The 21495-nt window shown below is 71.0% G+C and carries 21 protein-coding genes; 16 read left to right on the top strand and 5 right to left on the bottom strand.

Translation table 11 applies throughout. The features are described from left to right. The first annotated feature begins 171 nt into the window (after positions 1 to 171). From OHA34_RS00295 to OHA34_RS00310, 4 genes are all read left to right on the top strand, one after another. A complete protein-coding gene (locus OHA34_RS00295; protein ID WP_285944003.1) occupies positions 172 to 564 on the top strand; it encodes a hypothetical protein in 393 nt (130 codons plus the stop codon). 3 nt (positions 565 to 567) lie between these two features. Further along, the gene (locus OHA34_RS00300; protein ID WP_285944002.1) at positions 568 to 702 is read left to right on the top strand and encodes a hypothetical protein; all 135 of its coding nucleotides are present in this window, start codon (positions 568 to 570) and stop codon (positions 700 to 702) included. Positions 703 to 890: 188 nt separating this feature from the next. Then, complete coding sequence (locus OHA34_RS00305; RefSeq protein ID WP_329520357.1) at positions 891 to 1454, top strand: carboxymuconolactone decarboxylase family protein; 564 nt, start codon at positions 891 to 893, stop codon at positions 1452 to 1454. Between the two features lie 470 nt (positions 1455 to 1924). Beyond that, the gene (locus OHA34_RS00310) at positions 1925 to 3466 is read left to right on the top strand and encodes an acyl-CoA carboxylase subunit beta (protein ID WP_432763111.1); all 1542 of its coding nucleotides are present in this window, start codon (positions 1925 to 1927) and stop codon (positions 3464 to 3466) included. A 6-nt stretch (positions 3467 to 3472) separates the two neighbouring features. Here OHA34_RS00310 and OHA34_RS00315 read toward each other — a convergent pair whose 3' ends face one another. After that, the gene (locus OHA34_RS00315) at positions 3473 to 4150 is read right to left on the bottom strand and encodes a TetR/AcrR family transcriptional regulator (RefSeq protein WP_285943999.1); all 678 of its coding nucleotides are present in this window, start codon (positions 4148 to 4150) and stop codon (positions 3473 to 3475) included. Between the two features lie 106 nt (positions 4151 to 4256). Between OHA34_RS00315 and OHA34_RS00320 the strand changes: the two genes are divergently transcribed. The 5 genes from OHA34_RS00320 (at position 4257) to OHA34_RS00340 (ending at position 9811) form a co-directional block, all read left to right on the top strand. Beyond that, positions 4257 to 5492 (top strand): carotenoid oxygenase family protein, encoded by a 1236-nt coding sequence (locus OHA34_RS00320; RefSeq protein WP_329520358.1) that lies wholly within the window; start codon positions 4257 to 4259, stop codon positions 5490 to 5492. Between the two features lie 241 nt (positions 5493 to 5733). Next, positions 5734 to 6558, top strand: a complete 825-nt coding sequence (locus OHA34_RS00325; protein ID WP_329520359.1) for a p-hydroxycinnamoyl CoA hydratase/lyase — start codon at positions 5734 to 5736, stop codon at positions 6556 to 6558. After that, positions 6555 to 8102 (top strand): AMP-binding protein, encoded by a 1548-nt coding sequence (locus OHA34_RS00330; RefSeq protein ID WP_285943996.1) that lies wholly within the window; start codon positions 6555 to 6557, stop codon positions 8100 to 8102. Before OHA34_RS00325 ends, OHA34_RS00330 begins: the two co-directional genes overlap by 4 nt. A gap of 166 nt (positions 8103 to 8268) precedes the next feature. Further along, positions 8269 to 8967 (top strand): DUF899 domain-containing protein, encoded by a 699-nt coding sequence (locus tag OHA34_RS00335; protein ID WP_285943995.1) that lies wholly within the window; start codon positions 8269 to 8271, stop codon positions 8965 to 8967. A 97-nt stretch (positions 8968 to 9064) separates the two neighbouring features. After that, entirely contained in the window at positions 9065 to 9811 is a 747-nt protein-coding gene (locus OHA34_RS00340; RefSeq protein ID WP_285943994.1) for an SDR family oxidoreductase, read from the top strand. 410 nt (positions 9812 to 10221) lie between these two features. On the opposite strand, the gene OHA34_RS00345 is transcribed toward OHA34_RS00340, so the two are convergent. Continuing rightward, complete coding sequence (locus OHA34_RS00345; RefSeq protein ID WP_285943993.1) at positions 10222 to 10986, bottom strand: helix-turn-helix domain-containing protein; 765 nt, start codon at positions 10984 to 10986, stop codon at positions 10222 to 10224. A gap of 1187 nt (positions 10987 to 12173) precedes the next feature. Between OHA34_RS00345 and OHA34_RS00350 the strand changes: the two genes are divergently transcribed. From OHA34_RS00350 to OHA34_RS00360, 3 genes are all read left to right on the top strand, one after another. Next, positions 12174 to 12803 carry a ScbR family autoregulator-binding transcription factor gene (locus OHA34_RS00350; RefSeq protein ID WP_285943992.1) on the top strand — a complete coding sequence of 210 codons (630 nt, stop codon included), beginning with the start codon at positions 12174 to 12176 and terminating at the stop codon, positions 12801 to 12803. A gap of 663 nt (positions 12804 to 13466) precedes the next feature. Continuing rightward, complete coding sequence (locus OHA34_RS00355) at positions 13467 to 14501, top strand: NAD-dependent epimerase/dehydratase family protein (protein ID WP_329520360.1); 1035 nt, start codon at positions 13467 to 13469, stop codon at positions 14499 to 14501. Between the two features lie 13 nt (positions 14502 to 14514). After that, positions 14515 to 15183 (top strand): maleylpyruvate isomerase N-terminal domain-containing protein, encoded by a 669-nt coding sequence (locus OHA34_RS00360; protein ID WP_285943990.1) that lies wholly within the window; start codon positions 14515 to 14517, stop codon positions 15181 to 15183. Between the two features lie 81 nt (positions 15184 to 15264). Here OHA34_RS00360 and OHA34_RS00365 read toward each other — a convergent pair whose 3' ends face one another. Continuing rightward, positions 15265 to 15996: a TetR/AcrR family transcriptional regulator gene (locus OHA34_RS00365; protein ID WP_285943989.1), complete on the bottom strand. Its 732-nt coding sequence runs from the start codon at positions 15994 to 15996 to the stop codon at positions 15265 to 15267. A gap of 156 nt (positions 15997 to 16152) precedes the next feature. Between OHA34_RS00365 and OHA34_RS00370 the strand changes: the two genes are divergently transcribed. Then, positions 16153 to 17007 (top strand): maleylpyruvate isomerase N-terminal domain-containing protein, encoded by an 855-nt coding sequence (locus tag OHA34_RS00370; RefSeq protein WP_329520361.1) that lies wholly within the window; start codon positions 16153 to 16155, stop codon positions 17005 to 17007. A 109-nt stretch (positions 17008 to 17116) separates the two neighbouring features. Here the strand turns inward: OHA34_RS00370 and OHA34_RS00375 are convergent, their stop codons facing one another. Beyond that, positions 17117 to 18652, bottom strand: a complete 1536-nt coding sequence (locus OHA34_RS00375; RefSeq protein WP_285943987.1) for a GMC family oxidoreductase — start codon at positions 18650 to 18652, stop codon at positions 17117 to 17119. A gap of 12 nt (positions 18653 to 18664) precedes the next feature. After that, positions 18665 to 19003: a hypothetical protein gene (locus OHA34_RS00380; protein WP_285944069.1), complete on the bottom strand. Its 339-nt coding sequence runs from the start codon at positions 19001 to 19003 to the stop codon at positions 18665 to 18667. Here OHA34_RS00380 and OHA34_RS00385 point away from each other — a divergent pair. From OHA34_RS00385 to OHA34_RS00395, 3 genes are read left to right on the top strand one after another with little or no spacing between them, the layout of a single operon-like run. Further along, positions 18921 to 19895, top strand: a complete 975-nt coding sequence (locus OHA34_RS00385; protein WP_285943986.1) for a DUF1702 family protein — start codon at positions 18921 to 18923, stop codon at positions 19893 to 19895. The genes OHA34_RS00380 and OHA34_RS00385 overlap by 83 nt on opposite strands. Before the next feature lie 54 nt (positions 19896 to 19949). Continuing rightward, positions 19950 to 20555 (top strand): carboxymuconolactone decarboxylase family protein, encoded by a 606-nt coding sequence (locus tag OHA34_RS00390; protein ID WP_329520362.1) that lies wholly within the window; start codon positions 19950 to 19952, stop codon positions 20553 to 20555. Beyond that, positions 20552 to 21427 (top strand): SDR family NAD(P)-dependent oxidoreductase, encoded by an 876-nt coding sequence (locus OHA34_RS00395; RefSeq protein WP_329520363.1) that lies wholly within the window; start codon positions 20552 to 20554, stop codon positions 21425 to 21427. The genes OHA34_RS00390 and OHA34_RS00395 overlap by 4 nt, the downstream gene beginning before the upstream one ends. Positions 21428 to 21495 lie beyond the last annotated feature (68 nt).

Below are 21495 nucleotides of genomic sequence, written 5' to 3' on the forward strand. Positions count from 1 at the left end.
TGACATGACCGATACCCGTGCGAGAGATTTCACACTGAAAAGGCGACGGAATTATTCAAGTGCGGGATCCTTTTCCCGGGCGGCCGTGGTCGCGGCTAGCCGACCTCCCCGCAGGACGCCCGGTCAGATGGGCCCCGACCCATCCAAACCCGGAACAAGCAGGAGGAACGCGTGCGACAGAGCATCCGAGCAACACTGATCAGCACGGCGATGGCAGCCGCCGTCGTCACGGGAATGGGCATGACGCCCGCGACGGCGAGCACCGTTCCGGCGCGCCAGGCGGCCGTGCAGAGTTCGACCGTGGCCGCCCCCGCGGCCCGCGTCGACCACTACGCCAAGGGAAAGGTGACCTCCCGCGGCAGGCTGGCGATCCGCGCCATGCCCACCACCCACTCCAGGCGCCTGGGCTGGCTGCGGTCGGGCCAGATCGTCGATATCAAATGCTGGACCTGGGGCGAGTCGGTCAAGGGCGACCGCAGATGGTACCGGCTCGGCATCTCCACCAAGGAATGGGTCGCGGGCCGGTACATCCGGATCGTGAAGGGCAAGGTCCCGCACTGCTAGACGATGTCCTCACGCCTCACCGGCCGGCCGAGGCTCCAGGCCGGTGACCTGCCGCCGGGCCGACGGCCCGCCGGCGGTGACGAGGACATGGCCTCCGGCGCGCTTCCCGCGCCGGAGGCCGCGCCCCGGACGCTGTGATCACCCGTCCGTGGGGTGCCGGGCCCGGTCTCCGCCCCGCTGCGATGTATTGGCATCCGCAGTGTCGATCGGCCGCGGACACGGGTATTCACCAGAAATGGGCACCCGGAGCATCGCCATGCCGGGAATCTCCTTCTATGCTTTTCGGTGAAGTCGACCTTCGTACCCGTGTGCCCGAAGGAGTGGTCGTGCCCCATATCCCCCTGAACAGCGACGCAGTCGGGATCGGCTCCCTATTCGAATACCGGCCCGAGACCGCCCGGCCCATGTCCGAGCTGGCCGAGATCCTGCTGCGCGGGCCGAGCACGCTGAGCCGCGGCGAACGGGAACTGATCGCCTCCTACGTCTCCCGGCTCAACGACTGCGACTTCTGCACCTCCTCGCACGCGGCGTTCGCGGCGGCCCAGCTCCCGGAGGGGATGCCGCTGGTGGACCAGGTCCGCGCCGATGCCGCCAGCGCCCCGATACCGGACAAGCTGAAGGCGCTGTTGCAGGTGGCGGCCGCCGTCCAGCGCGGCGGCAAGCACGTGCAGGACGAGGACGTGGCCGCCGCCCGGAAGGCCGGCGCGACCGACATCGAGATCCACGACACGGTCCTCATCGCCGCGGCGTTCTGCATGTTCAACCGCTATGTCGACGGCCTGGCGACCACCGTCCCGAAGGACCCGAGCGGTTATGTCTCGGCCGCCGAGGTCATCGTGAGCGCCGGCTACCTGGGCCTCCTGGGGCAGGGGGACGAACAGCCCGCCTGACGCGGGCGAGTGACGCGCGAACGCCCTCCGCGCCAATGCCGGTTCCCAACTCGCGGCGCGGCGCTTCGCAATTCGGCCGCTAATGAATCCGCGCCGGTGTTCGGCCGTAATCGGCCGGACCTGCTCCCGCCCGAAGGTGATGGGCGCCGGCCACCGGCGCCGACACGGCACCGTTCGCGCCACCGGTCCCTCGCCGCCGAGCGGCGGGGCGTGACCGGGCGTCCTGCTGCCGTTCCCGACGGCGGATCGCGCTCCGCATGCTCGGAGATGCCGCGGTGATCGCGGACGGGCAGGGTGGGGGACGGGCGGCGTTCGTCGCCGGCCCCGGGAACACGCCGCCGAGCGGGGAAGGAGGGGCGGTGAGCACTTCGGAGGTCGATTTCGTTCCGGTTCCGGTGCCGCGGCCGAACGGGAGGGCGGCCGGGGCCCGGCCGGCACCGCCCGCCGCGCCACCGGAGACCGCCCGGACCATGGCGGGCCTGCGCGAGCAGCGCGAGCGGCTGAGCGCCGCCACGATCGCCGGGCGCGAGGAAGCGGTCGAGCGGCAGCACGCGCTCGGCAAGCGGACCGCCCGCGAGCGGCTCGACCTGCTGCTGGACGCGGACTCGTTCGTCGAGATCGAGATGCACCGGCGGCACCGCGCCCGCGGCATGAAGATCAGCGAGAACCGGCCGGCCACCGACGGCGTGGTCGCCGGATCCGGCACGGTCCACGGCCGCCGGGTGTTCGTCTACGTCCAGGACTTCACCGTGTTCGGCGGGTCGCTCGGCGAGGCGCACGCCGAGAAGATCCACAAGGTGATGGACCTGGCGCTGGCGAACGGCGCCCCCCTCATCGGGCTGAACGACAGCGGTGGTGCCCGGATCCAGGAGGGCGTGATGTCCCTGAACGGGTACGGCGGGATCTTCTACCGCAACGTCCAGGCGTCGGGGGTGATCCCGCAGATCAGCGTGGTGCTCGGGCCGTGCGCCGGGGGCGCGGCCTACTCGCCCGCGCTGACCGACTTCACCTTCATGGTGCGCGACACCGCGCATCTCTACCTGACCGGACCCGACGTGGTCGAGGCGGTCAGCGGCACGCGGGTCACGCACGCCGAGCTCGGCGGGGCGGAGGTGCACGGCGGCCGGTCGGGCGTGGCCACGTTCGTCCACGACGACGAGGAGACCTGCCTGGAGGAGGTGCGCTACCTCGTGTCGCTGCTGCCCGCCAACAACCTGGAGCCGGCGCCCGCCGGCGGGTCGTGCGGCGCGACGGCCGACCGGAGGCCGCGGCTGGCCGAGATCGTGCCGGTCGAGCCGAACCGGCCGTACGACATGCGCGAGGTGATCGCCGAGATCGTCGACGAGGAGGACTTCGTCGAACTGCACGAGGGTTGGGCGAAGAACGTGATCTGCGCGCTCGCCCGCATCGACGGCGAGGTCGCCGGTGTGGTCGCCAACCAGCCGATGGTGCTGGCCGGGGTGCTGGACGCGGACGCGGCGCAGAAGGCGGCGCGGTTCGTGCGGTTCTGCGACGCGTTCGGGATCCCGCTGGTGACGCTGGTGGACGTGCCGGGGTTCCTGCCGGGCGTCGACCAGGAGCACGCGGGGGTCATCCGGCATGGCGCCAAGCTGCTGTACGCCTACTGCGAGGCGACGGTGCCCCGGGTGCAGGTGATCGTCCGGAAGGCCTACGGCGGCGCGTACATCGTGATGGACTCCCGGTCGGTCGGCTGTGACCTCTCGCTGGTCTGGCCGACCAACGAGATCGCGGTCATGGGCGCGGAGGGCGCGGTGAACGTGCTGTTCCGCCGGGAGCTGGCCGCCGCGGCCGATCCCGCGGGGCTGCGCGCGGAACTCATCGCCGAGTACTCCGACCAGCTCATGCACCCGTACTACGCCGCCGAGCTGGGACTGGTGGACGACGTGATCGATCCGGCGGACACGCGCGCGGCGGTCGCCCGCGGCCTGGCCATGCTGCGGGAGAAGCGGCGGGCCGGCCCGCAGCGCAAGCACGGCAACATCCCGCTGTAGCGGGGCTCACCTCGCCGCGGTGGCCATCGCCGCGGCGACCTCCTGGGCGAAGCGCGCAGCGGAGGCCGCCACCGAGGCGGCGGCGTCGTCGTGGGCGTCCCCGGCCCCGGCCATCAGCGAGACCAGCTGGGACTCGAAGCAGTGGTCGGCGTCGTACGGGCCGATCAGGTACGCGCCCAGCTCCAGGGTGATCAGCCCGTGCGTCGCGCTCCACATGTGGTGCGCGACCAGCTCGGCGTCCGCGGGCCGGAACCGTCCCGCGGAGATGCAGCGGCCCGCGCACTCGACGATGGTGCCCAGCGTGTAGCGCCCGTGGCGGCGGTCGGCCTCGCTCAGGGTGAAGCCGCTCGGTGCCGCGCCGCCGAACATCACCGCGTACAGGTGCGAGTTGGCCAGCGCGTTGTGCCGGTACGCACGGCCGAGCAGCGCGAGGTCGGCCACCGGGTCCGCGGTGGCGCGCACCTGCGTGAGATGGCGCTGGAGCCGGGCGAAGCCCTCGTACACCATCTCCCGCACGAGCTCGCCCATCGAGCCGAAGTGCGTGTAGACGACCATCGTCGAGCTGCGCGTCTCGGCGGCGATCCGCCGCGTGCTGAGCGCCTGCGGGCCCTCGTCGGCCAGGAGCCGGGCGGCGATGTCGATGATGTCTGTGCGGACCTGCGGGTCCAGCCGTCGCGGACTCATATTGACAGTGTTACATAACGCCGATATTGTTTCTCACAACACTGTTATGCGACGTGTCCCGCGAGATGTGGCCACGGGGCGCGGCTCCGAGAGGGGGGCTGGTGCGATGACCGCCGGTGTTCGCGGAGGAGACCCGGGAACGGGGCTGACCGCCCCGGCCGGGGGGCCGGCGGCGCACGACGTGCTCAGCGTGCAGGGGGCCCTCCCCGCCGGGCTCGACGGCTGCTTCCTCCTCTCCGGCGCGCATCCGGTGACCGCCGCCCGATCCGGTGGAGGCGCCGTCGCGGGGCCGCACGTCTTCTCGGGCATCCGGCTCGGGGGCGGAGAGGCGTGGTGGCTCCGAGCCGAACTGCCCGTCCGGCGCGACGACCCGCTCGGCCCGGTTCCGGCGCTGGCACCGTCGCTGTGGTTCGCGGACCGCCGTCCTTCAGGCGGGGAGGGGCCGGGGCCCGCCGCATTCGCGCGGCCCGTCCGCGAGGCCGGGGGGACGCACTGGCACACCATCGCCACGTATCCGGGCCTCGACCAGGCCGAGCACCTGGTGGCGGCCCCTGACGGCGCCATCGTGCGGGCCGAGCCGTTCTCGCTCCCCGGTGCGCCGCTCATGCAGGCGGTCGGGCTGACCCGCCGGTACGTGGTGGTCCTCGACCTGCCCGTCGTCCACTCCCGGGCCGCGGAACTCATCGGCGCCCGCCTGCCCTATGTCTGGAAGCCCGGCCGGCCCGCGCGCATCGGCCTCCTGCCGCGCGACGCGCAGGGGGCGGAACCGAGGTGGACGCAGATCGAGCCCTGTTATGTCCCCCACGTCGTGAACGCCTATGACGACGGCGACCAGGTCGTCCTGGACGGCGTTTCCCGCGCTCGGGCGTTCTCCTCACCGGAGGAACCGGATCGGCCGCATCTTCGTCGCTGGGTGCTCGATGCCGCCACCGGGTCGGTGACCACGCGCCGGTTGGTCGACGGGCTGGAGACGGCCGTCCTCGACGAGCGGGCGTCCGGTCGTGCCGGCCGGTTCGTGTTCGGGACCGCGAACTCGGCGGACGGGCCCCGGATCGTCGTGCACGACCTCGCGACCGGCCTGTCCGGCGAGCACGCGCTCCGGCCGGGGCTGCGCGTCGGCCGGCCGGTGTTCGCGCCGGATCCGCACTGTGCGCAGGAGGGGGCGGGCTGGCTGGTGGTGCCCGTCCAGGACGCCGCGCGCCGGTGCGGCGAGCTGCGGGTGTTCGACGCGCTCGCCGTGGGCGGGCCCCCGCGGGCGGTGGTGCGGCTGCCGGTCGCGCCGCCGGCCGGATGGCGGACGGCCTGGTGCGCGGCGTCCGTCCCGGAGACGGTCACCGGGTGAATCCCCGGCGGCCGGCGGGCCGCCGCCGGCCGCTCCGCCACATCGGGCGCGGGCCCTTTCGGCATTCTCCGGGCGGGTGTTATTTATTATCGCCGGTTGCTTTAGAGCAATCTGGAAGATGCCCCGGCCGGACATCGCGGGTAGGGCACAGAAGGGCAATTCGGAAGAAGTCAAAAGGTCGCGCAATATGTGATGCTCATGGTCGCAGGTACCTCTCGTCTGACGAAAGGAAGAGCGAATCATGACGTCTCTGGAGACTCTGAACCTGGAGATCGACGGACCGCGGGCCACGATCGAGTTGAACCGCCCGGACAAGAAGAACGCGATGAACCCGCAGATGCACCGGGACATGAACCGGGCCCTGGACCTGATCGAGGCGGACGGAAACGTCAAGGCGGTCGTGGCGACCGGCAAGGGCGACAGCTTCAGCGCCGGAATGGACCTGGAGGAGTGCTTCCTCAGGCCGTTCGACGACCCGATGGAGTTCTACCGCACCAACAAGGTGGCGCTCGACTGGTTCATGCGCATCAAGGCGTTCCCGGCGGTGACCGTGGCCAAGGTGAACGGGCTCTCCTTCGGCGGCGGGGTGCTGCTGGCGGGGCTCTGCGACCTGGCGATCGCGTCCGAGAAGGCGCTGTTCGGCCTCTCGGAGATCAACTTCGGCATCTTCCCGGCGGGCGGCGCCACCTGGGCGACGGCCCACAACCTGCCCCGCAAGGCGGCGCTCTACTACATCCTGACCGGCGACCGGTTCACCGGGGCGCAGGCGGCCGAGTACGGGCTGGTGAACAAGGCCGTGCCGCACGACCGGCTCGACGCGGAGACCGACCGCCTCGTCGGCATGCTCGTCAACAAGAACCCCGTCACCCTGGCCCTGGCGAAGCAGGTCTACGAGCACAACCGGGCCACCGACCTGCCCGCGGCGATCGACTACGACCAGGCGAAGCTCTGGGAGCTGTCCCGGCTGACCTCCAATGAGTGGATCAATGTCGCCCTGAAGCAGTTCGAGAAGCGCGCCTACCAGCCCGGCCTCAAGACCTACCAGCGCGCGGAGGTCCCGTCATGATCTTCACGGGCCCGCACCCGCCCGTGGACGTGCCCGCGACGTCCCTGACGTCCTTCGTGCTGGGCCGGGCGGAGCGGCACGCCGGCCGGACCGCGGTCGTCGACGTCGCGGGGGCCCGCGAGTACACCTACGGGGGGTTCGCGTCGGCGGTGCGGCGGGCCGCCACCGGGCTGCACGCCCGCGGCTTCCGCAAGGGCGACGTGCTGGCCATGCTCGCGCCGAACGTGCCCGAGTACCCGATCGCCTTCCACGCCGCCGCGATGGCGGGCGGGACGGTGGTGCTGCTCAACCCGCTCGACACGCCGGACGAGCTCACCGCCCATCTCAACGACGCCGGCGCGCGGCTGCTGGTGGTCTCCCCGGCCGAGGCGGCCAAGGCGGCGGCGCTCGCCGCCCGGACGAAGGTGGAGGAGGTCCTGGTGTTCGGGGAGGCGGCCGGCGCGACGCCGTTCGCCGCGCTGCTCGGCGCCGACGGCCCGCCCGAGCCGTCCATCGACCCCGCGGACGACGTGGTGGCCCTCCTGCATTCCAGCGGGAGCACCGGCACCCCCAAGGGGGTGATGCTGACGCACCGCAACATGGTCGCGAACGTGCTCCAGATCAGCCTGGGCGCGCCGAACGCCGAGGACGAGAAGGTCCTCGCCGTGCCGCCGTTCCACCATGCCTTCGGCCTCATCATGGCGATGAACGCGAGCCTGCTCCAGGGCTCGACGATCGTGACGATGCCGCGCTTCGACCCCGAGGCGTACCTGGCGGCGATCCAGGAGCACCGCATCACGCGGTTGTTCATCGTGCCGACGATCGCCGTCCTGCTCGCGAAGAGCCCGCTGGTGGACCGGTACGACCTCTCCTCGGTCCGCTCGATCGTCAGCGGCGGCGCCGCGCTGGACCCGGGGATCGCGCGCCGCGTGCGGGACCGGATCGGATGCCGGATCAACCAGGGGTACGGGCTCACCGAGGCGCTGGTGTCGTTCATGCAGCTCGACGGGTCCGTGGCGAACGCGTCGGTCGGCCGGAACACGCCGAACATCGAATGCAGGATCGTCGACGTGGAGACGGGCGCGGAGCGGGGGCGCGGGCACACCGGCGAGATCCTGATCCGGGGACCCCATGTCATGAAGGGCTACCTCAACGCCGAGGAGGCCACGCGGGAGGTGCTGGACCCGGACGGGTTCCTGCACACCGGCGACCTCGGCTACATGGACGACGACGGGCAGCTCTTCCTCGTCGACCGGCTCAAGGAGCTCATCAAGTACAAGGGGCAGCAGGTGTCCCCGGTCGAGCTCGAAACCCTCCTCCAGGCGCACCCCAAGGTCGCCGACGCCGCGGTGATCGGGGTGCCGGACGAGGAGGCGAGCGAGATCCCGAAGGGCTTCGTGGTCGCGCGGGAGCCGGTCACCCCCGAAGAGCTCATGTCCTACATCGCCGAGCGCGTCGCGCCGTACAAGAAGATCCGGCGGCTCGAGTTCGTCGACGAGATTCCCCGGACGCCGGTCGGCAAGATAGCCCGGCGTGCCCTGAAGGAACGCGACCCCGCCGCCTGACGCGCCTTTCCCGCCGCGAATGGGCAAGCGGGGAGAACGATTTTCCGAAGAATCCTGGCACGCTGATAGTGAATGGTTCCCGAGCAGTAGCCGGGTAGCAGCGATCACCATTCAACGACATTGGAGGCCGGTCCGCAGGTTTACCGGCATTTCCTGAGGAGGTCTGATGACTCTTCCCACGGTCGTCTCCAGGGAAGAATGGCTGGAGGCCCGCAGGGCCCTGCTGGAGAAAGAGAAGGAGGTCACGCACGCACGCGATGTGATCGCGGCGGAACGCCGCAAGCTGCCGATGGTCAAGGTGGAGAAGGACTACCGCTTCGAGGGCCCGCACGGCACGGTCACGCTGCTCGATCTGTTCGAGGGACGCCGCCAGCTCGTCGTGCGGCACTTCATGTTCGCCCCGGACGCGGACGAGGGCTGCATCGGCTGCTCGATGCAGGCCGACAGCGTCGGCGAGCTCGCGCACCTGTGGGCGCGGGACACCACGTTCGTCCTGGTCTCCCGGGCGCCGCTGCCGAAGCTCGAGTCGTTCAAGGCCCGGATGGGCTGGAACCTGCCGTGGTACTCGTCGTACGGCAGCGACTTCAACTACGACCACGAGGTCACGACCGAGCAGGGCGAGTCGCCCGGGGTGAGCGCGTTCCTCCGGGACGGCGACGAGGTCTTCTTCACCTACTCGATCTTCGATCGGGGCGGGGAGATCTTCAAGAGTTTCTACAACTACCTGGACATCACCCACCTCGGGCGGCAGGAGGACCAGCTCGACCACCCCTGGGACTGGTGGCGCCACAAGGACCGGTACGAGGCGGAGGACTCGACCGGCCCCGGCGACAACTGGTGGAACGGCACCAGGTTCCAGTCATAGCCCTACGAACCGCGCCGGCGGCTGCCGCGGTGGCCGCCGGCGCACCCATCGGCGCGATCCCTGAGATCCGGAGGAGAACCATGATCTGGAGGACACCATGATCGACCTGCCCGGCCGGACCGCCCTCGTCGTCGGCGCGAGCCGCGGCCTCGGCCACGGCATCGCCACGGGCCTCGCCGAAGCGGGCGCCTCGGTGGTCACCGTGTCCCGCACCCCGGTGGAGTTCGCCCGGCCGGCCGCCGGCGCCGGCACCGTCCGGACGGAGGTCGCCGACGCCGGCGACGCCGCGGCGGCCGGCCTGCTGCTCGACCGCCACGAGCCGGACATCGTCGTCCTGGTGGCCGGCGCGAGTCCGCTCATGCGGCCGTTGCAGCACCACACCTGGGAGACGTTCTCGGTCAACTGGGAGACCGATGTCCGGATCGCGTTCCACTGGCTGCGCGAGGTCCTGCTCAAGCCGCTGCGGCCCGGCAGCAGGGTCGTCGTCGTCAGCAGCGGCGCCGCCCTCGCCGGCTCGCCGCTCAGCGGCGGATACGCGGGCGCCAAGGCCACCCAGCGCTTCATCACGGCGTACGCGCAGGACGAGGCGGGCCGGGCCGGCCTGGACATCACCTTCACCGCGGTGCTGCCCCGGATCACGCCGCTGACCGACCTCGGCCGTGCGGCGGCCCAGGCGTACGCGGCCCGCTCCGGCCAGTCCGAGGAGGAGTACCTGAAGCAGATGGGCGACCCGCTGACCCCGGACGCCGCCGGCACCGCGCTGGTCGACCTGGTACGGCGGGACGCCGCCCAGGTCGCCCCCGCCTACCTCCTGACCGGCGCCGGCCTGAAGAAACTCCCCTGATCAGACCACCCTCCGCGGGGGACCGCCCCGGGCCCAGGCAGTACCCAGAGCCGCTGCCAGGGCCCGGGGCCGCTTCACGCATCGGGCCCCTGCACGCGCGAGTTGAACATTCACCTATTTGTCGTGGTGCCGCAGTGCCTCGGGAACGCGCCGGATGCGACGGGAACGGTACGCGCACCTGCGCCGTCCCGGGGGCGTGCTATTCATGTGCTGCTCGCTCGGCATGATTTCAACGGGCGAAATTCCCGCCGTCGTCGGTCGGGATGGTGCTGCCCTGCCTGCGCGCGGCGCCGGTGCCGGGAGGACGGTCCCGCGTTCATGTCCTTTTCCGGTTCGATCACCCGGAGCCGGCCGCGGCGGGCGGACCGCGCCCCGCGGGAGAGGCTTCGGCCACCGTGATGTGCCGGGTGCTAACTGGCGATCGCGTTCAGTACGGCGGCGTCGGCGTCGAGCGGTGCGAGTAGCACCGGCGGGTCCAGTGGGCGTGCCGATCTGAGCTGAACATTGGCTTCCACGGTGGCGGTGTCGGGACCGATGACTATCGGTCCGTAACCTCCGATGGACGGCGCCGAAGCGGCTCCACGGCGTACATCCGCGCCGTCATGGCGGTCCGGGCCGAAAGAGTACGCCAGTACGTGCCACATGCCCTCAGGCGCGTTCTCCAGAACGAATCGTCCCGGCCGTGGAAGAATGGTGCACTGGGCCGGTCTTCCTTGCGGGATGACATCCGGGAACAGGCCGACGAACGCGGGGCCGCCCGGCCCGTTCTCCCCGGGCCTGAGCTCGCCCCGTACGGTCGAGGATCTCTTGCCGCCGCCCGTGCTCGGGGGCTGTCTGCGGGGAGTGACGCCGCCGGTGGCGCGGTAGACGCTGGGGGCGACGCCGACCGAGCTCTTGAACCGTGAGCTGAACGTTCCGACGCTGGCGTAGCCGACCTGGATGCTGATGTCGGCGACGCTGAGCGAGGTGGAGACGAGAAGGTGCTTGGCCGCCTGGAGGCGCAGAGCCGACAGGAAGCGGCCCGGCGACACACCCGTCGTATCCCGGAACACCCGGGAGAAGTGAAACTTGCTGAAAATCGCGATCCGGGCCATGTCATCGACCGTGAAGTTCTCTCCGAGATTCTCGTGCATGGCCTCGATCACACGCTCTACGGATCGCTCGATGCTGTCCACGGAATCCTCCTGCGAGTTGGCGGAGCGGCTAGCGTGATGCATGGAAAGAAATGACCTTCGACAGTGGCCCGATAAGGAGGTGTTTACGGTTGTGGATATGAGGAGAATGGGATCGGACGATGTCGTCGGCCGATGCTGAGATCATTTCTTCTGCCCGCTATGATGTAGAACCGTGATGTGAGTGACCAGATGATGACCGTAGGTCACAGAAGTACGCGAATTTTTCAACTTGTTGCCGCGGGATGAGATATCGGTGCGCTAGTCCAGCGCTGCGGTCCGGTGGACAATACATTGATAAACCGGGAGGTCGGTTTACTGCAAGTGTCGGGGGCGGTCAACTTCTGGCACGGGCGGACTCAGAGCATCTTTGAAGAAGACGGGCGCTACCTCCGCCATTGTGTCGCCGGGTTGACAGGCTGCCGCGCCCTGGGCTAGCCGAACAGTTCTGTATTGACGTGATCACGCTATGCAATTCGAGCAGTTCTGTGCGACGGAGCCCCCGTCGCCGACGCCGATCGCGGTCCGCGCGCCGGGCCGGCCCGGCCGGGACGCGGCCCCGTGATGCCCGGCCGGGCGGTGAGGTCGACCCAACCGCGCGGTGAGACCGCACCGACCGAACGGTGAGGTCGCCCCGACTGGGGAGTGAGGTCGACCCGGCCGGACGGTGAGACCGCACCGACCGGGCGGTGAGAAAACTGAACCGCCCAGCCCCTGTGGTCGCGGGACGGCACACGGGTACCTGGCCGATCCCGGCCGCGCGCCACAGGGGCGGGCCGTCCTCCGCCGGGTGGCCGGGCCCTCGAGCGGTGGCGGCGACGCCGCCCATCCGGAGCGGCCGGCCTCCGGTGACCTCCCGGCTCAGGTGCCTCTTCCGGCCCTGGTTCGAAGGTCGGGCCGCGTGGGACCGATCGGCCGGTGCGCCCGTGCGCCGGGGCGGGTCGGCGATGCGTGCCTGTTCCCGGCCGCTGGTTCACGCTATTCGTGGCGTGCTCTCGTGCGCGCCCGAGTTTCTCGTTCGATAAAGGCGGTGCGTCGGCGTCGGCTTTCTCAGTCCGGGCCTATGGTCGCGCTCATGGTTGATCAAGATGAGTGGCTTGACGAGGATGCTTACTGGCCTGAACAAAGTTACACTGGTGTCAGGTCACATCACCGGAACTAGCCATCCGTGTTGTGAAGGGATGGTCGGTATGCAGGAGCGAGCCAGCCGGAAGCGGAGGATGATCCTTGAGGCCGCCGCGGAGACGTTCGAGGAACGGGGATATGCCGGAACGCGCCTACAGGACATCATCGATCGCCGCGGTGTCAGCAAGGGCTCGCTCTACTTCCACTTCTCGTCGAAGGAGGCGCTCGCGCTCGCGGTCGTGCAGGAATGCCGCGATGTATGGGACGCGCTGATCGTCGAACTGCGAGAAGAGCACACCCGGGCGATGCCGATGCTCATCGCCCTGTCCCGTCGCCTGGTCTGCGCGTTTCGCAGTGATTCGCTCATGTGGGCCGGTGTCCGGTTGATGGTCGACCGGCAGCTCATCGGATCGTCGGTCGACCCGCGGTCCGCGGCCTGGGCCGGGGAGCTCGCGGACCTGCTGAACGAGGCCCGCGTCCAGGGTGACCTCAAGCCCGACGTGGACACCGGCGCGGTGGCCGGTTTCATGATGGCCGCGTTCATCGGCCTTCAGTACGCGGCGAATGGTGATCGCAAGGATCTTCAGCGATGCGTTCTCGCGATGTGGCGCACCACCCTGCCCGGCCTGGTGCTCCCCGCAAAGCTCGACGAACTCGTTCCGCTTCTAGAGCCGATCGACGTCGCGGCACGTTAGTGGATCGGTGTTCGGCCCGCGGCCGCGACTTCGTGAATTCTTCGGCCTTGCCATTGATGAACGGGACGGCCGCGGCAGTGCCACGGCCGACCGGCCGCTTCGGAGACCTCGAGCCGAGGCCGGACGGGGGGAGACGGCCAGGACAAGGCTGGGCGAGGAGGGGAGCGGCCTTGCCGCGAATACGAATGCGAACGCGAGGGAGCGGGCGTGGCGGCCCCGGCCCGGCCCATCCAGAAGGCCGGTCGTGTAAGGCGGCAGAAGGCCGAGTGAAGTGGTGGCGAGCACGAGTCGCCACCACCATGCCGCGCGATCCCGCATAGGGGCTCCTCCCATCGCCGGTCTCCCGGCTTCAAGCTTCCTCACCCGGAGCGCTCGGGTCCGGCGGCACGTGGCCGGCCCGCACCGCCCGTCATGCTTTTTTCATGCAAGTACTTTAAGGTGTGTGCTTGCGTCAAGCAAGCCCGTCGGTGTCCAGCGAGTATCCCGTCTGCGTCCCGCGGGCGGGCCCGCCTGGACACGGCCCTGCCTCGCGCCGAGCATGAGATGCACCATGCGCCCACGCCGGTGGCGGCACACGAGGAGAAGACAAAGGGAGTACGGCCATTGCACGCTGAAGCCGGACTGGTTCTCGGCGGGCGGGAGTCGAAGCTCATGTTGGTGGGAGTGACGGGTGGCACCGGTTTCGTCGGTGCCCACTCGGTGGCGGCGATCGTCGGCTCGGGGCACCGGGTCCGCCTGGTCGTCCGCGACGAGGCCAGGGTCGAACCGGCGCTGGCGCCGCTCGGGGTGCCGCTCGACGCGGTGGACACGACGGGCGCGGACGTCACCGATGAGCGGGCGATGCGCCGGGCGCTGAAGGGCACGGACGCGGTGCTCCACGCCGCCGCCGTCTACTCCTTCGACCGCAGGAGGCACGCGGCGATGGCGCGGACCAACGCCCGGGGCACGGAGGTCACCCTGGAGGCGGCGGGCCGCGCGGGCGCGGATCCGATCGTCCACGTCTCGACGGTGGGCGCGCTGTACCCCTCGCCGCACGGCCCGGTCCACGCCGGGTCGCCGGTCGGCCGCCCGCGCGAACGCTACATGGCGAGCAAGGCCGCGGCCGAGGCGGTCGCCCGCGGCCTTCAGGAGCGCGGCGCGCCGGTCGTGATCACCTATCCGCCGCCGCTGCTCGGACCGGACGATCCCCATCTCGGCGACCAGAACGCCCGGCTGCGCGACCTGCTCCGCGGGCTGATGCCGATGTGGCCGGGCGGCGGCTTCCCGCTCGGCGACGTGCGGGACACCGCGCGGCTGCACGCCGAGGTCCTCCGCCGGGCGGAGCCGGGGCGGAACCGGCTCTTCGGCCCCGGCCGCCACGTGTCGACACGCCGGTACGTTCAGACCGTGCGGGAGGCCACGGGGCGGGCGCTGCCGGCGCTCTTCCTGCCCGCCCGGGCGATGCTCCCCGCCGCGCGCCTGACCGACCAGGTCCAGCGGGTCTGGCCGTGGCACATCCCCGCGGAATATGGAGCCGCGTACGCCTGCGCCGTCAGCGCTCCCGTCGACGAGGGCGCCGACCGTCTCGGCATCGACGGCCGGCCGCTCGCGGAGACCGTCCGCGACGCCGTGCGATGGCTGCACCGGCAGGGGCACCTGACCGGCCGGCAGGCCGGTCGGGCGGCGCGGTCCGCCGGCGCGTCCGCCGAACGGCTCTAGTGGGAGGACCGAGATGGAACGAGTACCGAACCCCGTCGCCTACCGCAGGGTGCGCGAGAACGTCGCCCGGTTGCTCGGCGAGCGCCCGGAGGTCGCCGATCGCACCGTCCCCGCCTGCCCGGACTGGACGGTCCGCGGACTCGTCGCGCATCTTGCCGAGATCTGCGCGCGCGGCTTAGGAGCGCCGGTGGCCGAACCGCCGCCCGCGTCCGCGGCCGTACCCGACCTCCTGCGGCACTGGAACGGCCTGGCGGAGGAGTTCGAACGGGCGGTCGCCGACGGAACCGGCGAGATGAACGACCTCCTCGTGGCGGACGCCTTCGTTCACGAGGGCGACATCCGGGCCGTCCTGGGGGAGGCCATGCCGGACGGGCATCCCGCGTACGTGGGCGTCATGGAGCTCGGGATCCTCGGATTCTCGTTCTCGCTGGCCTCGCACGGCCTGCCCGCGGTGGGCATCGAGGCCGGCGACCTGCGATGGACGGCCGGCGCCGGAGAGCCCGCGATCACCATGCGGGGGAACCGCCATGACGTGGTCCGGTCGATCGGCGGGAGGCGCACCCACGAACAGATCGCACGGCTGTCGTGGAGCGCGGACCCCGGCCCGTGGCTCCCGGCCTTCACGTGGGGGCCGTTCACCCCGCCCGCGCACCCCGTCGAGATGCCGGCCGCGGACTCCTGACCGGGACCGCGGCCGTCCGGCCGCGTCAGGTGCCGGGCGGTCCGGCAGACCGGCCGCCGGACGGCTGGACGGCCGGACGGGTCAGGCGCCCGCAGCGGTCCTGCCGACCGGATCGCCCGCCCCGGGCCCGGCCGGGGGCGCAGGTTCATGCTCGGCCCAGGGCGCCAGCTCGCGCGGCATCCGCCGGCGCGACAGCCCGACCGAGCGCCGGGCCGCCTCGGGCGTGTCGCCGGCGCCGGCCATGAGGCCGACGAGCTGCGACTCGAAACAGGCCTCGGGCTCGTACGGCGCGACCAGGTACCCGCCCAGTTCGAGCGTGACCAGCCCGTGCGTCGCGGTCCACATCTGATGCGCGACCAGTTCCTCGTCGGCGGCCCGGAACCGGCCCGCCGCCATGCACCGTCCCGCGCACTCGACCACGTTGACCAGGGTGTAGCGACCGTGCTGGCGATCCTCCTCCGACAGCTCGAAGCCGGCCAGCGTCGAGCTTCCGAACATGACCGCGTACAGGTGCGGATTCGCCAGCGCGTTGCGCCGGTAGGCCCGGCCCAGCAGCGCCATGTCGGCGACCGGGTCATCGGATTCGCGCACGAGGGCGAAATACCGCTCCATGCGCGCGAAGCCCTCATAGACGATCTCGCGCACCAGCCCGCTCATCCCGCCGAAGTGGGTGTAGACGGGCATGGTCGAGCTGCCGGCCTCCGTCGCGATGCGGCGCGCGGACAGGGCCTGCGGGCCCTCCGCCGCCAGCAGCCGCGCGGCCACGTCCACCAGCCGTGCGCGAACCCGAGGATCGATCTTGCGCGGTGACATCCGGCAGGACTTCCTTCCAGCGGCAGTGGAGAGATCTTCCTTCAGGCTATTGGGGGAACGCCGAATATGTTTCTCTGATGTTGCTGTATCCGATGCGGTCGGTGTCCAACGGAGTGCCCCGCTGTTACCGTCGGCACTATCCTGAAGGAGGGAATCATGGCTTCCACATTCCGGGTGACGCATGACCAGTGGCTGGCGGTCCGCCATTCTCTCGAACATACTTCGGAACGTTTCGCCCGGCTGGCCGAACAGGTTCCCGACACGCGGAGAACGGCCGTCGACCAATGGTCCGTCGCCGATACCGTCGCGCATGTCACCGGCATCGCGGAGATGTACACCTCGCTGGTCCGCGCGGAAGCGCGCCGGCCCGCCGGCGGCGTCGCCGAGCTGGTGCCGGCGACCACGGTGGACACCGTGGACCGCCTGAACGACGCCATGCTGGAGGGCATTCCCGACCGCCGTATCGGAGCGCTCACCGAGAGGCTGCGCGCCGCCGTCGGCACCGTTCTCCAGACCGCCGCGGACGCCGACCCCGACCGGCCCGTGCCGTGGATCGGCGGCGCCCGGGTGCCGGTGGCCGGGCTGCTGGCCCACCTCATCAACGAGCTGCTGATCCACGGCTGGGACATCGCCCGCGCCGCGCGGCTCCCCTGGACGGTGCCGCCGCGGGACGCCGCCGCGTTCTTCGAGCTCTTCATGGTCGGGATGACGCGCAACGGCCTCGGCCGCTTCCTGGACTCCGACGAACCGCCCAGGCACGGGCGGATCGCGGTGGAGTTCCGGTCGCGGTACACCACGCCCGCGACCATCGTCCTCCAGGACGGCCGGGCGACCGTCGAGGAGCCCGGCCCCGGCGCCGATGTGCGGATCTTCTTCGACCCGGCGACGTTCAACCTGATGCTGTTCGACCGCATCGGCAAGGCCCGTGCGGTGCTGAGCGGGAAGGTGGTCGTCCGCGGGCGGAGGCCGTGGCTGCTTCCCGCCTTCCTGCGCGTCGTGCGCACGCCGTAACGGGTCCCGCCCGCCCCCGCCGGGCGGGACCCGGCCGCCGGGCCGCCCGGAAAGGCCCCTGCGCCCGCCGTGACGGCGGGCGCAGGGGCTTGTCGCGGTCCCGGTGGGGTCAGGCCTCGCGCAGCCAGTCCGCCAGGCGCTCCCCGAGCATGATCGAGGTGAGGTTGGTGTTCGCGCTGACGATGCTGGGCATCACCGACGCGTCGCACAGGTACAGGCCCTCGGTGCCGTGGACGCGCAGGCGCTGGTCCACGACCGCGCCGTCGTCGCCGGCCGGGCCCATCCGCGCCGTGCCGACCGGGTGGTAGGCGCTGTCGAGGCTCGACTTGACGTACTGCCGGACCATCTCCTCGTCGTCGACCAGCGACCTGTCGTTGAGGACGACCACGTCCTCGCCGAGGTCGCGGATGCCCGGGTGCATGGCCAGCGACCAGCTCGTGCGGACGCCGTCCACGAGCACCTTCAGGTCGTGCTCGGTCGCCAGGAAGTTCAGGTCGATCTCGGGGGCCGCCGCCGGATCCGCCGAGGGCAGCACCAGCCGTCCGCGCGACTGCGGCCGCTGGTGCACCACCATGACGCCGATGATGGTCGAGGACCGTGCCAGCATCTGAAGCTCGGGGAAGAGCGTCAGGTCGAAGTGGTTGACCATGTAGTACTGGAGGTCGTTGAACTCCTGCGACCCCTCCGCCGTGGTCCGCACGATCGTCTGGAGGAACGGGTCCGACCGCTGGAACGCGCCGGGCTTGGCCGACATGAAGACGCCGGTCCGGGGATGGTCGATGAGGTTGGCGCCGACCCCGGGCCGGTCGAGCCGCAGGCCGACGCCGAGGCGGCCGAGGTCGTCCGCGGGGCCGATCCCCGAACGGATGAGGATCGCCGGGGAGCCGACGGCGCCGGCGCACAGGACGACCCGCCGGGCGCGGATCTCCGTCCCGTCCGCCGTCCGCACCCCGACCGCGCGGTCGCCCTCGAACAGCAGCCGGTCGATCAGGACGCCCGAGCGGATCTCGAGGTTCTCCCGGCCGCGCGCGGGCCCGAGGTAGGCGATCGCGGTCGAGACCCGCCGGACGGTGTCCCGCCGGTTCGACGGGATCGGGCCCACGCCGGTCGCCTCCGGGTGGTTGTGGTCCTTCACCTCGGGGAACCCGGCGCTCAGGCAGGCGTCGGCGAACGCCTCCTGGCCGGAGGTCAGCTCGTCGGAGTGCCAGCGGCGGATCGGGACGGGACCGCCCTTGCCGTGGAACTCGCCGTTGAAGTCGAGGTCGTCCTCGAGCCGCCGGAAGTAGGGCAGCACCTGGGGCCAGGTCCAGTCGGGGTTCCCGGCCGCGCCCCATTCGTCGTAGTCGGCGGGCGTGCCGCGCAGCGCGATCGTGGCGCCGACCGCCGACGACCCGCCGGTGGCCTTCCCGCGCGGGAAACGGATCCGGCGGCCGTCGGTGATGGCGGCGCGGAACTGCCAGTCGTGGTCGTTCAGCGACATCTCGTTGCCATTGAGAATGTCGTGCGGTGATTCATCGACGACGGGAAAGTCGGGGCCCGCCTCCAGAAGCAGCACGCGTCGCCTCGGATCCTCGGTCAACCGTGCGGCCAGGGCGGCGCCGGACGATCCGGAGCCGACGATGATCTCGTCGTACTGATAAGTCATGGGACATCCTCATCACGCATCGGGGCCGGCAGGATCGCGGTCGCCACCGGAATGCGGGCGGCGCCGCCAGAAGATCGCGCGCATGATCTCAAGCCTCAGCATCACATCCGGCATCGCCGCCGTCTTCTTCGCCTGTGCGCCGATGTGCGCGGGCCGGTGCCGTTTCGGACTTCCCGATGAAATGGCAATAGAGAAGATGACGTCCCGGCCGCGGGACGGCACCCTGAGATCGACCCCACCCCGGGGACGACCGCGTTCAGGGGGATACATGGCAACCTTGACGGGAAACATTCGCAAACGCCTGCTGACACCGGATTTCTCCGAAGTCACCTTTGCGAGGCGCGGATTCACCGCGCGGGATCCGCAGGCCCAGGCGCGACTCGAACACACCGGCCGGCAGTTTCTGACCGGCTTCGAACACGCGATGACCAGCGGTGACATGGCCGAGTTGAGCGCCCTGCTCGACACGGTCGAACGGCGGTTCCGCGGATTCGCCTACGAAGGCGCCGCCATGGCCCTGGCCATCACCGACGCGATGACACCGTGGCGGCGCCACCGCGTGCGGGCCTTCGTGGACGGTCCCGCGGGCGCGCACATCTACATGGCGCACGTGGGGATCGGCTGGGCGATGGCCCGCCTCCCCAAGCGGCTGTGGCCGGCGATCGTGCTCCAGGACCCGCTGCTGCGCTGGCTCGCGCTCGACGGCTACGGGTTCCACCTGGCCTACTTCTCGACGCGCGAGTACGTCCACGAGCGGAAGGCCCCGGCCGTCGTCCCGCCCTGGCCCGACCCCTCGGGATACGCGGCGCGGGCCGTGGACCAGGGCATCGGCCGGGCGCTGTGGTTCGTCTGCGGCGCCGATGTCGAGCGGGTGGCGTCGATGATCGGCACGTTCGCGCCGCAGCGGCGCGCGGACCTGTGGGGCGGCACCGGCCTGGCCGCGACCTACGCGGGCGGCGTCGGGGGCGGCGCCGGGGCCGTCGGGCTGGAGGCCCTGGTGAAGCTCGCGGGCGACCACCGCGGCGACCTCGCCCAGGGATCGGCGTTCGCCGCCAAGGCGCGCCTCCTGCCGGGACTCGTCGTGGACGACACCACCGAGGCCGTGCGCGTCATCTGCGGGTGCACGGTCGATGAGGCGGCCCGGCTGACCGACACCGCACTGGACGACCTTCCCCCGGACGGCCCGCTGCCCGCGTTCGAAGTCTGGCGGCAGCGCATCCAGGCCGCCGTCCGCGGCGGCTGACACCGCCGCCCGCCGAGCGGACACCGACAACCCCCCGAAGAAAGGGCCAGGCCCATGCAGGAGAACTCAATGCTCAAGGGCGTCCGGGTGCCGCTCGTCGAGGAGGCCGACGCGGAGGGCCGGCTCGCCGACCTGTACGAGGATGTGAAGACGGCGACCGGGCTGCCGTTCGTGCCGGACATGTTCCGGCTGACCTCGACCCGGCCGGAACTGCTCCACGTGGTGACGACCGGCTACGCCGGAATGTTCAAGGACGGTGCGCTGGCCCGTGAGACCAAGGAACTGATCGCGGCGTGGACCTCCCAGGTCAACCAGTGCCCGTACTGCGTGGGCACCCACAACTGGTTCCTCCTGCAGTTCGGCGGCAGCCCCGAGCTGGCCGCGGCCGTCGAGACCGCCACCACGCCCGAGGAACTCCCCCTCGACGAGCGCACGCTGGCCCTGATGCGGCTGGTCACCAAGGTCAGCACGGCGGCCTACCAGGTCACCGACGCCGACTGGGCGGCTCCGGCCGACGCGGGGTGGAGCGACGACGAGATCCTCGAGGCGGTCTTCTGCGCGGCGCTGTTCAACTTCATCAACCGGCTCGTCGACTCCGTCGGGCTCGGCGCGGCCCTTCAGCAGAAGAGCCGCATCTCCCAGCAGGAGAGCACTCGATGACGCCGTCACGCGCCATCCTGCTGACCGGCGCGTCCTCGGGCACGGGCCTGTCGTCGGGGACGGGGCGCGCCGCCGCGCTGCGCCTGCACCGCGCGGGCCTGCCGGTCTACGCGACCGCCCGCAACGTCGAAGCGCTGGAGGAGCTCGCCGCCGAGGGCGTCACCACGATGCGCCTCGACGTGACCGACGAGAAGTCGATGATCGAGGCCGTCGAACGGATCACCGCCGAGCACGGCGCCGTCGGCACCCTGATCAACAACGCCGCCTACAGCCTGAACGGCACGATCGGGGAGACCCCGATGGAGGAGGTCCGCCGCCAGTTCGAGACCAACGTCTTCGGGCTGTCCCGGCTGACCCAGCTCGTGCTGCCGGGTATGCGCGAGCAGGGCGCCGGCCGGATCGTCCTGATGTCGTCGATCTTCGGCCAGTTCGCGACCCCCGGCCGGGGCTACTACCAGGCGACCAAGCACGCGCTGGAAGCGATCGGCGACTCGCTCCGGCACGAGGTCGCCGGCGCGGGCATCAAGGTGGTGCTGATCGAGCCGTCCCCGATCCTGGGCGGCTTCGTGCCGACCAGCATGGCCGACCTGGGCATGACCGAGGAGCAGAACGCGGGCGTTTACCGGGACTTCTGGGAGTACTTCGTGGACTGGCACGAGGCCTACCGGGACACCCCCCGCCCGAGCGGCCGGGGCCGCATCGCGGTCCGGGCGGACGCGGTGGCCAAGGTCATCGAGCGGGCGGCGACCGCGCCGAACCCCCGCATCCGCTACCGGATAGGCATGCCGTCCCGGCTTCTCCCGCGCATGCGCTGGACGATGGGCGACCGCTTCTTCGAACGATTCGTGCGCTTGTTCTTTCCGATTCCCTGAGCTTCTCCCGCCGCCCTTGGGCCCTGGTGTGGCATTCCCGTTCCGGGGGTGCCGCACCAGGGCTCCGT

Origin of the sequence: Spirillospora sp. NBC_01491 (assembly GCF_036227065.1) — a bacterium.
Classification (GTDB): Bacteria; Actinomycetota; Actinomycetes; order Streptosporangiales; family Streptosporangiaceae; genus Spirillospora; species Spirillospora xylanilytica.

Bases quoted from the DNA above. Each gene is read 5' to 3' on its own strand.
- OHA34_RS00300 (WP_285944002.1), top strand. From the start codon at position 568: ATGTCCTCACGCCTCACCGGCCGGCCGAGGCTCCAGGCCGGTGACCTG.
- OHA34_RS00310 (WP_432763111.1), top strand. From the start codon at position 1,925: ATGGCGGGCCTGCGCGAGCAGCGCGAGCGGCTGAGCGCCGCCACGATC.
- OHA34_RS00315 (WP_285943999.1), bottom strand. From the start codon at position 4,150: ATGAGTCCGCGACGGCTGGACCCGCAGGTCCGCACAGACATCATCGAC.
- OHA34_RS00320 (WP_329520358.1), top strand. From the start codon at position 4,257: ATGACCGCCGGTGTTCGCGGAGGAGACCCGGGAACGGGGCTGACCGCC.
- OHA34_RS00325 (WP_329520359.1), top strand. From the start codon at position 5,734: ATGACGTCTCTGGAGACTCTGAACCTGGAGATCGACGGACCGCGGGCC.
- OHA34_RS00330 (WP_285943996.1), top strand. From the start codon at position 6,555: ATGATCTTCACGGGCCCGCACCCGCCCGTGGACGTGCCCGCGACGTCC.
- OHA34_RS00335 (WP_285943995.1), top strand. From the start codon at position 8,269: ATGACTCTTCCCACGGTCGTCTCCAGGGAAGAATGGCTGGAGGCCCGC.
- OHA34_RS00340 (WP_285943994.1), top strand. From the start codon at position 9,065: ATGATCGACCTGCCCGGCCGGACCGCCCTCGTCGTCGGCGCGAGCCGC.
- OHA34_RS00350 (WP_285943992.1), top strand. From the start codon at position 12,174: ATGCAGGAGCGAGCCAGCCGGAAGCGGAGGATGATCCTTGAGGCCGCC.
- OHA34_RS00360 (WP_285943990.1), top strand. From the start codon at position 14,515: ATGGAACGAGTACCGAACCCCGTCGCCTACCGCAGGGTGCGCGAGAAC.
- OHA34_RS00365 (WP_285943989.1), bottom strand. From the start codon at position 15,996: ATGTCACCGCGCAAGATCGATCCTCGGGTTCGCGCACGGCTGGTGGAC.
- OHA34_RS00370 (WP_329520361.1), top strand. From the start codon at position 16,153: ATGGCTTCCACATTCCGGGTGACGCATGACCAGTGGCTGGCGGTCCGC.
- OHA34_RS00375 (WP_285943987.1), bottom strand. From the start codon at position 18,652: ATGACTTATCAGTACGACGAGATCATCGTCGGCTCCGGATCGTCCGGC.
- OHA34_RS00385 (WP_285943986.1), top strand. From the start codon at position 18,921: ATGGCAACCTTGACGGGAAACATTCGCAAACGCCTGCTGACACCGGAT.
- OHA34_RS00390 (WP_329520362.1), top strand. From the start codon at position 19,950: ATGCAGGAGAACTCAATGCTCAAGGGCGTCCGGGTGCCGCTCGTCGAG.
- OHA34_RS00395 (WP_329520363.1), top strand. From the start codon at position 20,552: ATGACGCCGTCACGCGCCATCCTGCTGACCGGCGCGTCCTCGGGCACG.